General features: G+C 47.5%; 12 protein-coding genes. 4 read left to right on the top strand and 8 right to left on the bottom strand.

Going from position 1 to position 12104, the window contains the following annotated elements:
- Nucleotides 1–27: 27 nt before the first annotated feature.
- From ACZ5PW_RS03090 to ACZ5PW_RS03075, 4 genes are all read right to left on the bottom strand, one after another.
- Nucleotides 28–1062: a glycosyltransferase family 9 protein gene (locus ACZ5PW_RS03090; protein ID WP_464557943.1), complete on the bottom strand. Its 1035-nt coding sequence runs from the start codon at nt 1060–1062 to the stop codon at nt 28–30.
- Nucleotides 1063–1203: 141 nt separating this feature from the next.
- Complete coding sequence (locus ACZ5PW_RS03085) at nt 1204–1578, bottom strand: GtrA family protein (RefSeq protein ID WP_464557942.1); 375 nt, start codon at nt 1576–1578, stop codon at nt 1204–1206.
- 5 nt (nt 1579–1583) lie between these two features.
- The gene (locus tag ACZ5PW_RS03080) at nt 1584–2537 is read right to left on the bottom strand and encodes a glycosyltransferase family 2 protein (RefSeq protein WP_464557941.1); all 954 of its coding nucleotides are present in this window, start codon (nt 2535–2537) and stop codon (nt 1584–1586) included.
- The gene (locus ACZ5PW_RS03075) at nt 2537–4054 is read right to left on the bottom strand and encodes an ArnT family glycosyltransferase (RefSeq protein ID WP_464557940.1); all 1518 of its coding nucleotides are present in this window, start codon (nt 4052–4054) and stop codon (nt 2537–2539) included. The genes ACZ5PW_RS03080 and ACZ5PW_RS03075 overlap by 1 nt, the downstream gene beginning before the upstream one ends.
- A gap of 250 nt (nt 4055–4304) precedes the next feature.
- Between ACZ5PW_RS03075 and ACZ5PW_RS03070 the strand changes: the two genes are divergently transcribed.
- Both ACZ5PW_RS03070 and ACZ5PW_RS03065 read left to right on the top strand, forming a co-directional pair.
- The gene (locus tag ACZ5PW_RS03070; RefSeq protein ID WP_464557939.1) at nt 4305–4886 is read left to right on the top strand and encodes a hypothetical protein; all 582 of its coding nucleotides are present in this window, start codon (nt 4305–4307) and stop codon (nt 4884–4886) included.
- A gap of 255 nt (nt 4887–5141) precedes the next feature.
- Nucleotides 5142–6116, top strand: coding sequence for a 3-oxoacyl-ACP synthase III family protein (locus ACZ5PW_RS03065; RefSeq protein ID WP_464557938.1), 975 nt, complete (start codon nt 5142–5144; stop codon nt 6114–6116).
- Nucleotides 6117–6158: 42 nt separating this feature from the next.
- Here ACZ5PW_RS03065 and cysC read toward each other — a convergent pair whose 3' ends face one another.
- Both cysC and ACZ5PW_RS03055 read right to left on the bottom strand, forming a co-directional pair.
- Nucleotides 6159–6782: an adenylyl-sulfate kinase gene (gene cysC, locus ACZ5PW_RS03060; RefSeq protein ID WP_464557937.1), complete on the bottom strand. Its 624-nt coding sequence runs from the start codon at nt 6780–6782 to the stop codon at nt 6159–6161.
- A complete protein-coding gene (locus ACZ5PW_RS03055; RefSeq protein ID WP_464557936.1) occupies nt 6782–8419 on the bottom strand; it encodes a mechanosensitive ion channel family protein in 1638 nt (545 codons plus the stop codon). The genes cysC and ACZ5PW_RS03055 overlap by 1 nt, the downstream gene beginning before the upstream one ends.
- Before the next feature lie 240 nt (nt 8420–8659).
- Here ACZ5PW_RS03055 and ACZ5PW_RS03050 point away from each other — a divergent pair, with 240 nt between their 5' ends.
- On the top strand, nt 8660–8896 hold the full coding sequence (locus ACZ5PW_RS03050; RefSeq protein ID WP_464557935.1) for a hypothetical protein: 237 nt from the start codon (nt 8660–8662) through the stop codon (nt 8894–8896).
- 162 nt (nt 8897–9058) lie between these two features.
- Nucleotides 9059–9400 (top strand): hypothetical protein, encoded by a 342-nt coding sequence (locus tag ACZ5PW_RS03045; RefSeq protein WP_464557933.1) that lies wholly within the window; start codon nt 9059–9061, stop codon nt 9398–9400.
- A gap of 10 nt (nt 9401–9410) precedes the next feature.
- On the opposite strand, the gene wecB is transcribed toward ACZ5PW_RS03045, so the two are convergent.
- Complete coding sequence (wecB, locus tag ACZ5PW_RS03040) at nt 9411–10508, bottom strand: non-hydrolyzing UDP-N-acetylglucosamine 2-epimerase (protein ID WP_464557931.1); 1098 nt, start codon at nt 10506–10508, stop codon at nt 9411–9413.
- A 189-nt stretch (nt 10509–10697) separates the two neighbouring features.
- On the bottom strand, nt 10698–12017 hold the full coding sequence (gene radA / locus ACZ5PW_RS03035) for a DNA repair protein RadA (protein WP_464557929.1): 1320 nt from the start codon (nt 12015–12017) through the stop codon (nt 10698–10700).
- Between the last annotated feature and the right edge of the window lie 87 nt (nt 12018–12104).

Genomic DNA, 12104 nt, shown 5'->3' with positions numbered 1-12104 from the left:
CTCCATTGATACACTGAACCAAGCATACTACACTTTCTCCAGAACCCTATCCAGAACATCTTCAGGCAATAGAGTCTCCAGACATGCCAGATCACCTCTATCACAACTCTCACTTCCGCAAGGCTGGCAGGGAAGGTCAGGAACGACCTCCACATGATCAGGTGAAGGCAATGTCCAGGCGCTGCTGGAAGATCCCGGCATTGTTACGGTTGCAGTTCCGACACCTGCGGCAAAATGCCGGGGCGCGGAGCAGTTACCGATATGAAGCTCGGCCTTCTCAATAAGAGCGGCCATCAGCCTGAGCGAACCGGGCTTTTCAAGCATTACGCATTTATCGCCCAGCCCGGAAATTTCCTTAACTTCAAGAGCAACATCCTTTTCGCCGGGACCGTAGAGAATAAAGAACTTATGGGACGGTCTCTTTTCAGAAATCAATACCAACAGCTTACCATAGTGAGATGCCGGCCACCTCCGGGTATATCTCCGGTGTGAAGGATCAACTGTAATTAGAGGGTCCTCCTCTCTCACTCCCAAAGACTCCAGACACTCGCGGGCCTGTATTCTTTCATCATCACTGACATAAATTTCGGGCCCCTCGCCATTCCATTCAATACCGAGCGGTTTAAGCACCCCGGCTTTATACCCTCCGGCATATCCGTCAGGAATGCTATCCGGCCAGTTCGTATAAAGAAACCTGTTATACCAGGGTGGCATGAATGTAAGCTTGACTGGAGCGTTGCAGAACATCATAACCCAACGGCAACGGGGAAGCTGCTGAAAATCAACAACAAGATCATATCCGGCCCGTCCGACCCTGCGATAAAAACATAGCGCATTAATAGGATTACGCAAATCATCCTTAACAATCTGCCAGACATGACTGACCGCAGGGTGATTGTCAAACACCTGCGCACACTTCTCCTCAGTGAGAATGTGTATTTCAGCCTCCGGAAACCTTTTATGCAAAAGAGCCACCGAAGGGGTGGAAAGAACGACGTCTCCGATCTGCCTGAGCTGGCAGACCAGTATCCGTCTGGGGTTAATCGCGCTTATATCTTTCACTACTTTAAAAGCTCACTATTTAATCAAGCAGAAATTTCTTACCTATGTTTGCATCAAGCAGGCATTGAAGCAGAGCAGCTAAGCATACCCGGCAGCGAAAGTCCAGAACATGCTTATTGTCGAAACAACCTGCCCTTAAGGTCAGCGGAACACATAGCACACAGACATTATATAATTGGCAACCATAGCTGCAGCAGAACCGGCAACAAGAGGAATAATCAGGGGCACTTCAGACCAGAGCAGCACAGCCGCATAGGCGGTATAGTTGATTAGACTCCCAACTCCGTTTGTTATGGCAAATTTATACCATCCGCTCCATGGGGCAGAGCCCTGCTTACGGAAAGTAAAGCCATGGTGTAGATGATAACAGACTGTCAATGCGGCAATGATGGCCGGAATCCTTGCGGCGAAAGAATCCATGCCCATCAGAACAAGGCCGTAGGTCAGGCTGGAATCTATTACAAAGCCGATCCCCCCGATACAGCAAAAACGCAAAAAACGGCTGCTAACTTTCAAAATCATCAATCCTTGCGCTCTTCACAGCATTCGGAGGCACACATACCGGGAGAAGAAAAGTGTAGATATTCCAACCTGCGCATTTCCATGTGTCCTCTGCTAACGCTATTAAGAATTATGCCTATAGCAAAAGAAATACAGGAAATGATACCCACGGAAGCTGAGAGTACAGCTGTTGGAAGCTTGGGAACCAGCCCGGTCTGCAGCCACTCCGTGACAACGGGAATTCCCAGAGCCAATGAAATCAACGCCAGAACTGCCGCAATTCCCGCATAAAACTTAAACGGCGAAATATGCCTGAAAAGATGAACCATGGTCAGCAGTATTCTGAGACCATCCCGATATGTGTTCAGCTTGCTGTGGCTGCCTTCCGGTCTTTTACCGTAAGTCGTAACCATTTCGGCAACAGGCAGACGCGCTGTGATGGAATGGATACTCATCTCCATTTCAATTTCAAAGCCCTGGCTTAGACATGGAAAAGTTTTAACAAAACGTCTGGAAAATACCCTGTATCCAGAAAATATATCTGTAAATGTTCTTTCGAAAACCATGCCGAGAAATTTATTGAATACAGCATTTCCGGCCTGATGCCCTGCACGGTAAGCTTCATCATCATTCTCATGATCCCTGATCCCCACAACCATATCAAGATTCTCAGTGAGCAGTTTTTCAACCATTCCCGGTGCAGCCGAGGAATCGTAGGTATCATCTCCGTCAACAAGGACATAAACGTCGGCCTCAATGTCGGCAAACATCCGTCTGACGACATTGCCTTTTCCCCGTCTGGGTTCAGTTGAAACTATTGCTCCGGCGGCCTTCGCCACTTCCACGGTACGGTCGCTTGAACCGTTGTCATATACATAAATTTCAGCACCCGGCAGACGTCTGGAAAAATCACTGACAACTCTCGAAATTGCGCCTTCTTCATTAAGGCAGGGAATCAGCACAGCCGTTTTCATTAATTTACACCTCTGATAATTTTATCGGGCAGGGAATCGGAAGAAAAAATCAAAAGCTTGTGCCCTTTACGGCTGAAATCCGAAACAGCAACTTTTGATGCTTTGGCAAGAATCGCAGAATTTCCACGGAAAAAATAGTAATAACCGTCTATGGTCTGGGGCTTAAGGTTTTGACCACCTAATTCTCCGAAAAGCATGATTCTCATCCTGCGGGCATTTTTGCGCATTTTCACGTCTTCATTGATTTTAAGGCGTTCTGTACGCTCATATCCTGCCAACCTCATGGCAACATCCTCAATCACATTGGGAACCCACGCATTGTAGCGCATAAGTACAGGCAGATTCTGTTCGCTGACGAGAGCGGCACTCTTCATATCACTTTTAAGCCTGAGAAGGGTATTCTGCTCCGGAACATTTTTAAGGGTAAAAGCCGCAAAAGCGATGATCAGGATCCACTTCACATACAACGCTGCTTTAGGAGCCCTTCCGGCCCAATGCTCCAGACCGATCAGAATCGTAAGCAGCATATAGGGAACTCCGGCAGTAAGATACCTGCTGCCCACCGGGGCCGCTATCTTTAGCGGAGCAAGACTGGATATCATGTACACATTAAAGAAAAGCCCACCAAGAAACAGAATAGCAATGCATTTTTCATTACTTTTTCCTCGCCGGACAACCCAGATTCCAATCAACAATCCGGCGATCAAAACCGGGAGAAGCCCCCTGAATTTGATCAGATTGGTGAAATTCATGAGATACTGAGGGAAGCTGACAAGTAACTCTTCGCGGGTAACGTGAGTCTGAGTCATCACACCGATCCTGCCAAGAATATTTCCGGTATCCAGATAAAAATAGGTCCATTCAAGACCTACAATTAGAAAAAAGAATAAAGAGAAAACAAGAACAGGATTCAACCTGCGCTTCCCTATGAGAATGAGTGCCAGTATTCCCGGTCCGTAATAAATACCTGTCACTCTGGAGCCCCAGACACACCCGGCCAGTATTCCCGCCAATGCCAACAGCCACCAGCTTTCATTTCTGCGCCAGACAAGCAGGCACAGAACACAGCCGAGCAGCCAGGTCATTTCATAAACACCCGGCCAGAGCTGACTGCCCATTGTGGTCATTTTAGGATAAAGGGTAAGCAGAACTGCAGAAAGGACCGCAAAGTTTCTATCCATGACTTCCGAGGCCACAAAGTACATGAGCACAGAAGCCGCAATAGAAAAAAGAACCGGCTGGATATAATAAGTATGGGGTGTGGCACCGAAAATTTTAAGCACAGCCAAAAGAGGCACATTGATTGCCCAGCGCATTGTATGGTGGTTCCATTCAAGATAATGCCCGGAACTGAGAAAGTTGACCATATTCTCCCAGACATCAAGAGAATCTCCCCCTATCTCAATATATTCAAGGGAAGCAATCCGGACTAAGGCTGTAAAAAGAATAAGGAAAAAAACCGGAAGGATATCGGGGAACCTTCGGGAAAAGGAAACAGAAGCTGATTTTGAATCCATGATCTCTGATGATTATACATTAAAATAATGTCCGCACGGGAGCGGAAACTGATACAGCAAGTAAACTACCACCTGCCTCCGGTCAAGACGTTAGCGAAGGATTAACAGAACAACAATATCAAAATCCATCATTCTCAAATGGCAGGAATATATATTTCTAAAACATCTTTGACAATAAGAGCACAAATCCATTAACTTTATTAAGCGTAAATCTTTTATCTTCTTATTCTGTCAAACAATGGGAGAAATCATGAAAAAAAATGTCCTGTGCCTTTTTCTGCTTATGACCTTCATTACGGTCCTTCCCGGACTAAGCACGGCTGATGACAACCTTAGAGACACGATTCTGGAGCTGGAATATACTCCTATCAAAATGGATATTCCTCCATGCTCCTCAAAAATAGCTGTGGTTAAATTCACTGAAACATCCCCAATAAAAGATGTTGGACAAAGCAATCTTTTCAGATACATCCCATCAACCGACATTGGAACATGGATGGGAAAAGCTGTTTATGAGCAGCTGAAGTCTCAAGGATTCGACGTTGAGTATTTTAAAACAATGGATGATGCCGGAGACCTTTTCATCATTACCGGCGTTGCCAATAAGGTCTATATCAACCGCCCCGGACAGTTGGACATGAAATACAAAGTGCAGCTTGACGGCATGGTCACCCGGCAGAACAAACTGCTTTACGCCATGAACTACACATCAAAACAGGAAAAAGACCTGATCAATACCGGTGATAACGCAGGAAAACTTATGGCCGGACTGCATGACACTCTGGGGATCTTTCTCCCAGAAGCAATCAAGGCAATAAACGAAAACAAATAGATAACTACAGGCCCCTTTCATCTACCCCTGTCCGCTTCCCGGGCAGGGGATTATTCATACACTGAAGAAGGTATATAATTTTATTTCTACGTACTTGCTCCAACCCTTAAATACAGCTATTAGAGTTTTTTTCAGGGTTGGACAGGACCTCATCCACTGAGCTCTTCATAGCTTTTCCCGACCTCATTCTCAGTAATTTATTACTGCAACCCCCTTTTGAACCGGCATTTTTGCCTGCAAGATACTTCACGACCAATGAACAATTTCATAAAAAATATAAAATTTCATCTTCCGGAAGCGACTGTAGACTGTCATGAGCTTGATAAAACCAAACCTCACTGGCATGTACAGAACTCACTGCCTAAAACCGGGGTCCGCTACCTGCACCATGCTGCCAAAGAGGAGTCGACCCTTCAATTGGCCTATAAAGCTGCATCGAAAATCATGGACGAGTGTCTACCTGATAACATTCCAGACACATTGATTGTCTGCACTCAGACTCCAGATCAACTTCTTCCCCATGTCTCAGCCTGCCTTCAGCACGAACTGGGGCTTCCCCAGTCCACAAAATGCTTCGATATCAGCCTGGGCTGCAGTGGATACTGTTACGGATTATCGATAGCTTACGGTTACATGGCTGCTGGAATATCAGAAAGAGTACTGCTGGTAACAGTAGATAATTATTCCAAAATAATAGATCCTGAGAATAAGACATCCTACATCATATTCTCAGATGGTGCTGCTGCAACCCTGCTGGAAAAACCGGAAACTGCTCCCGTATTTCTGATGGGAACCGATGGCAGCCGCTGCAGATCAATTCTCTGTGAGAATTCAGGAATCAGCCCAGTTACATCAAATGGCCGTGATGCCTCCATTGCCGCCCCGGACTTTCAGATGGACGGATACAGCGTTTTTCAATTCACGGTAAAGACAATTCCGGCAGAGATTGAAAAACTTGCCCGCCAATCCGGAAACGAGATGGAGGATATCGACATGTTCGTTTTCCATCAGGCCAGCCGCAAGGTACTGGAAACCCTTGGTAGAAAACTCAAAATACCTGAAGAAAAACTTCTAATAGACCTGCATGAAGTCGGAAACACAACCTCTTCAACAATTCCGATTGCCCTGAAGCGTGCTGAGCAGAAAGGACGAATCAAGCGCGGCTACAAAATCATGCTTTTCGGGTTTGGAATCGGGCTGAGCTGGTCCGGAACTGTTCTCAGATACTGATTTCATAAAAACGCTCCTGTATCGCTGCAGGGGCGTTTTTCTTCATCTACCCGCCTGATCCTGCAGCCTCACCTTTTCCAAAACAAACTGCATTACTTTATCCACAGACTCCTGCAGTGTTTCCCCATCCGTATCAACTATCAGATCAGGACTTTCCGGCGCTTCGTAAGGAGCTGATATTCCCGTATAGTTTTTTATCTTACCTTCCCGGGCTAATTTATAGTAGCCCTTCACATCCCGGGATTCACAAAGTGAAAGAGGGCAGGTTATGTAAACCTCGTAAAAATCTCCATCATCAATTACAGCCCGGGCCAAGTCACGATACTCTTTGAGCGGGGAAATAAACGCGCACATACATATTGTACCATTATCGACAAAAAGATTGGCAACCTCGGCAATTCGTCTGATATTTTCTGCACGGGCTGCAGAGGAGAAACTGAGATCGCTGCAAAGCCCGTGACGCACATTGTCTCCATCAAAAACATAGACACGCTTACCCGCATCAAAAAGCTTTTTCTCAACACCATGGGCAATGGTCGATTTTCCTGCTCCAGAAAGACCGGTAAACCAGAAAACAGCCGACCTGTGACCATGCTTATTCTCGCGGTCCTTTCTTGAAACTTCACCTCGAAACCGTTTGAGATGCTTTTGCTCTTCTCCAGCCACTATTCCCCCTCCCGAAAGATATGAACATCTCGCTGCGGAAATGGAATACTGATACCTTCCTCATTAAAGCGCCTGTATATAGAACTGTTTAACTGATGGATGAGCCTGCCCCGATCATGGGGACGCTGGGCCCAGCATAGAAGCTCAAAATCAAGGGCGGAATCACCGAATGAGCGGAACCTTACCCTTGGCTCGGGATCAGAAACGGCCAGAGGATTCTCTTCAGCTATCTGCACAAGAATCCGCTCGACCTTCTCAATATCCGTACCGTAGGCCACACCAATTTTGACCCGTATCCTGAAAGAGGGATACGGCATACTCTGGTTTACGACTTTGCCATTGGTTATGACCGAGTTGGGTATGGTGATCATTACATCATCACGGGTCTGCAACCTTGTACTGCGCATCCCGACCGCTTTAACCTCGCCTCTTTCACCGCTGCTCAGCACAACATAGTCTCCGGCCCTGAAAGGTCTGTCCAGAAAGATTGAGACTCCGCCGAAAAAGTTGGCCAAAGTCTCGCGAGCGGCGAGAGCTACAGCCACACCGGCAATACCGGCTGAAGCGAATATGGCGGTAACAGGTACACCGAAATAGGCTCCGACCCTGTAGAATAGGGCGAAAACAAGTCCGAATGTTATGAGGCGGCAGACGAGTTTGATAACATCGGCATCCAGCGCCTCTTCCTTGATCTTGGACGAAGCGATAATACCCCGCATGACGATATCTCCAGAGACAATTATACCCATACCAGCTGATACAGAGAAAAGCAGCCCCAGTAGAACCGTCAAATATGCAAGGACATCACCAGTGATATTAATCTGTTCAACTGCAATATACTTTATGAACACACAAGTCAGCATGCCTATTACCGGAAAGAACAATCTGCTCAACCTGAGTTTAGTCTTTCTGACCTGATTGTATCTTCGCTGTAGAACAACGACACCCCAAAGCATTATGGAACAGACAATAAATACAATTACAAGCCCCAGCCACTGCCACACTGACTGCCCGTAATATCCTTCGAGCATCCAGTCTGGAAGCCTTTTTAAAAAGCCATCCGGTATCATCCAGCCGGAAGAATAAATATACTGCTCATAAAACCCCGTATAATTATCCCCCTTCTCCGGGCGGTAGCCTATATGCCTGACCTCATTATAAAAACCTTCAAGACGCTCCACTGTTTCAGGAGTAAAAAGAAAAGCCCCCATGCGCGGGCCTTTCTCAACCCTGCCGATGACTATCTCTGTGTGGGGTATGCGCCATTTGACTAAATTATTCGCTTTTACTTCATTCAGGTCAGGAATCTCTTCAAAAGGGGGAAGCTCCATGCGATCCAGAATTTCCCTAAGACGTAATACGGATTCAAGCCTGACACTGCTCTGAAGTGTAGGTGGAACCTGACTGAGATCAAAACAGCGCTCGGCCCGCTGAAGAAATTCCTTGGCCAGAACCATATTATCTTCCAGATCGACACCGGCAGCATATAGTTCGTCAGTATAATAAATAAAACTGCTGAGTGTATCTCTGGGACTGGAAGTATTCGGTGGTTCAAGAGGAAAAAGATTGGAAGCCTGTGCTGGTATTGCCCAGAACAGGAGAAGTAGGAACATGAATCGTTTTATTAAAGCAGACATTTATTCACCCCGCATTTGATGTAATAAACTTATAGCACAAGTATCCAAAACTTTTCTAATTATTTATCATTCAAAGCGCAGAAAATATACTCACGGACTTGGAAAATTCTGTCTGCAATGAATCTTTTAACCTGTAAACGATACTTTCAAGGTTTATGCTTGGTGAAAACTCAAAGCAGAGGGTATGCTGCTAAGGCTCATAAATCTTTAAAGGGCAGTCCCGAAAGCATAGGCGGCATCATGATGAATTATAACAACATCACCGACTCATCTGGATATTTCATCAAAACAGTGCTGACCTTTCTGGTTCTTCAGTCACTGGTAATCCTGATGCATGAATTCACCCACAGCACTGTGGCCTGGCTGCTTGGAACCGGGCATTCACCATTTGGAATCGTATGGGGCAATCCGGTGACCATGACCGGATGGGATGAAGGAGTTGACTATGAGCTTCTGTTTTCTTCCGGGCATGGATAAAGGCTGACGCAACCGGAGTCAGCCCTCTCATTATGCATGGAATTGTCGTTGCCTGCGGTTTAAAATACCTATGCAGCAAAGAACGGCAACTACCCGGATGGAGATTCCAGCTAGTATACTGATTTCTGGTCGCAAATCCATGGAGCTGGTCGCGTACACTACATGCGGCCATTTTACGGCCACGGGGACACAGGCCTTTTCAACAGGGGAACCGGCCTGTCACCATGGTGGCTGTTTATCATCGGGGGAAGCCTTTTGAGCTGGCCTCTCTGGACCCTGTTCTGCAAAGCTCTGCCCAGACTCCAGAAAAATTACTTTCCATCCAACCGTGCAGGACGGTGGACAATTCTGGCTATGACTTCCTTTGCCGTATTTCTTTGGGGCAGCGGAATAAGGGTTATGGCTTACATGGAAGGAACAGACAGAATCTATGGATTCATGGGAATCCCACTCATGCTTTTAAGCCTCTATTTATTCCGCCCCCGCAGCAACAGATCGCAGTAATTATTTTGCTCTACTGAAAGAAATCCACAATTACTTTCCAGATACGTTCAGAAGCATGGCCGTCCCAGCCATCAATTTGAGGTGCTGGGTCACCAGTCCTGTGAAGGGCCGATGCAGTTTCACGCAAAATATCTGTCCCGCAAATCCCGGCCAGTACGTTTGTTCCCTTTTCAATGGTAACCGGACGTTCTGTATTCTCCCGGACCGTCACACAGGGAACTCCTAGAGCTGTGGTCTCTTCCTGTAATCCGCCGCTGTCGGTAATAACCACCTGTGCATCTTTCCAGAGGTAAAGAGACTCGCGGAATGAAAGCGGCGGAAATGTGTGCACTTTTTCGGAAAATGAAATGCCGAACTGTTTCATCATTTTCTCGGTGCGTGGATGAATAGGGAACAGCAGAGGCAGGTCTTCGGCTATTTTATTAAGCGCGCTGACTATCCCCTCAAGGACATCCTTTTTATCCACATTTGAGGGCCGATGCAGGGTCATAAACCCGTACCTTCCAACGTCTTCCTTTAACTTGCGACATTCATATTTCTCAACAACCTCAGGACCGAGCCGCTTCACATTGTGAAAAAGGTTGTCAATCATCACATTGCCTACATGAAAGATAGTATCCTCGGCCTTGCCTTCACGCAGCAGATTTTCCCGTCCGTGGTCTTCCGTCGTGAAAAACAGATTGCTGATGGAATCTGTAACCATTCGGTTTATTTCCTCAGGCATGTCCATATCACCGCTTCTAAGGCCCGCTTCCACATGGGCGACAGGAATATGAAGCTTGCGGGCGGTCACCGAACAGGCCAGTGTAGAGTTAACATCCCCTACAACGACGACAAGATCCGGCTTCTCTTCCATGCACATTTTCTCAAAAGCGATCATGATCGCCCCGGTCTGCTCGGCATGGGTTCCTGTTGATTTGCCCATGTTGAATCTCGGTTTGGGAATATCGAGATCTTCAAAAAAGACCTGTGACATCTGCCGGTCATAGTGCTGACCTGTGTAAACCATTTCACACTGGATGGAATCAATATCGCGTGCAGCACGGAAAATGGGTGCCACCTTCATCAGGTTGGGCCGTGCCCCTGCAACAAGAAATACTTTTTTCATGGATATCTCCAATGCCCAATCAGGGCTTTCCGGGACTAATGAGAGCGACTTAAACGTTGTTCTCCCGCTCAAGGCCCCTCCAGAAATTTCAACAGCCTCCGCCCTCAGGCGCAATTTTTAACTGCGAATCAAATACTCAGAACCTGCCCGGCAATAATGTTCCGCGGTTCCAATTGCCTTTGCGCCAAGTTACTCCGGGCCGAACAGTTTCGCCTGCAACTCATCAAGAGTACGGCAGGTCTCGGACTGATAGATAGGTCCATAACCCAGCCTTTTAGCCTGCTTCAAACGGGTTTCTCCTCCGGAAGCGGGACGAATGCGCCCGTTCAGGTCCACCTCCCCCCAGAAAACAGCTCCCGGCTGGAGCGGGAGGTCATAGAATGAGGAAAGCACCGCAGCTACAACACCCAGGTCAAGCCCGGGATCACGCATGGCCAGACCGCCGCCGATCTTGGCATAAATATCAAGTTGACCCAAGTTCAAATTAAGCCTTTTTTCCAGTACCGCCAGAATCAAATTTAATCGGTTGGTATCAAACCCTAGCGCGGTGCGGCGTGGTATGGATAGCACCGTACGGCTGGCCAATGCCTGCACTTCAACCGCAAAAGGCTTATGCCCGTCCATAGCCATGACTACGGAAGCACCCGAACAGGAATCATCCCGGTCACCCAGAAAAAGAGTCGAGGGGTCTTCCACGATCTCCATCCCTGATTCACGCATGGAAAAAACCACCAGCTCATCACTTGGGCCGAACCTGTTCTTAAGTACCCGCATAATCCGCATCATGTGCTTACGGTCACCTTCAAGGTAAAGAACCGTATCAACCATGTGCTCCAGTAATTTAGGACCGGCAATCTGTCCGTCCTTGGTCACATGGCCCACTATTATCAAGGTTGTGCTTGTTTTCTTGGCAGCTTCAACCAGATCAGACGAAACAGCCCGAACCTGACTGACACTTCCGGGAATTCCTTCAGCACGCGGTGAAGTAAGAGTCTGAACCGAATCAATAATTATCAGGTCCGGTTTCTCCGGTGCTTCTAAGAGTGCCAAAGCCTCTTCAGCATTTGTTGAGGCGACTGCAAGCAGTCCGGAGTGCAACAGGCCAAGACGGTCGGCCCGCCCCCTGATCTGCGCCAGGGACTCTTCACCGGAAAAATAAACAGACTGATTCCCCATACGGGCCTGTTCCGCAGCAAGCTGGAGCAGAAGGGTTGATTTGCCGATCCCCGGTTCACCTCCCAGCAGAACCGCTCCGCCGGGAACAAATCCCTTGCCGAGAACATTATCAAGAGCCCTGAAACCGGTAGAACGGGCTTCCGTCTGCTCCACTGGAATATCAGCAAGAAGAACCGCCTGAGAAGAAGACGGAGAGTGAACCAGTCCGCCTTTCTTACGGACCACAACCTTTTCCTGCAGTGTATTCCACTCCCCGCAGCGGGGGCACTGCCCCTGCCATTTAAGGGCCTGCGCACCGCAACTGGAACAAACAAACACGTCTTTGGTCTTCACTCAAATCTCCTGTTTTAATGAGAAAAGCCGAGCAAATCGCCCGGCTTTCCATAAAATAGCTGACAGAACTAGCCAGTAAAAACCGGC

The organism is Maridesulfovibrio salinus (assembly GCF_055394525.1).
Note: the sequence above shows the minus strand (reverse complement) of the source record. Positions and strands in the feature narration are given on the sequence as shown.

Excerpts from the sequence above, each read along its gene's own strand:
- ACZ5PW_RS03080 (WP_464557941.1), bottom strand. The coding sequence starts at position 2,537 with ATGAAAACGGCTGTGCTGATTCCCTGCCTTAATGAAGAAGGCGCAATT.
- ACZ5PW_RS03045 (WP_464557933.1), top strand. The coding sequence starts at position 9,059 with ATGCGGCCATTTTACGGCCACGGGGACACAGGCCTTTTCAACAGGGGA.
- ACZ5PW_RS03070 (WP_464557939.1), top strand. The coding sequence starts at position 4,305 with ATGAAAAAAAATGTCCTGTGCCTTTTTCTGCTTATGACCTTCATTACG.
- ACZ5PW_RS03055 (WP_464557936.1), bottom strand. The coding sequence starts at position 8,419 with ATGTCTGCTTTAATAAAACGATTCATGTTCCTACTTCTCCTGTTCTGG.
- ACZ5PW_RS03050 (WP_464557935.1), top strand. The coding sequence starts at position 8,660 with ATGATGAATTATAACAACATCACCGACTCATCTGGATATTTCATCAAA.
- ACZ5PW_RS03075 (WP_464557940.1), bottom strand. The coding sequence starts at position 4,054 with ATGGATTCAAAATCAGCTTCTGTTTCCTTTTCCCGAAGGTTCCCCGAT.
- ACZ5PW_RS03065 (WP_464557938.1), top strand. The coding sequence starts at position 5,142 with ATGAACAATTTCATAAAAAATATAAAATTTCATCTTCCGGAAGCGACT.
- wecB (WP_464557931.1), bottom strand. The coding sequence starts at position 10,508 with ATGAAAAAAGTATTTCTTGTTGCAGGGGCACGGCCCAACCTGATGAAG.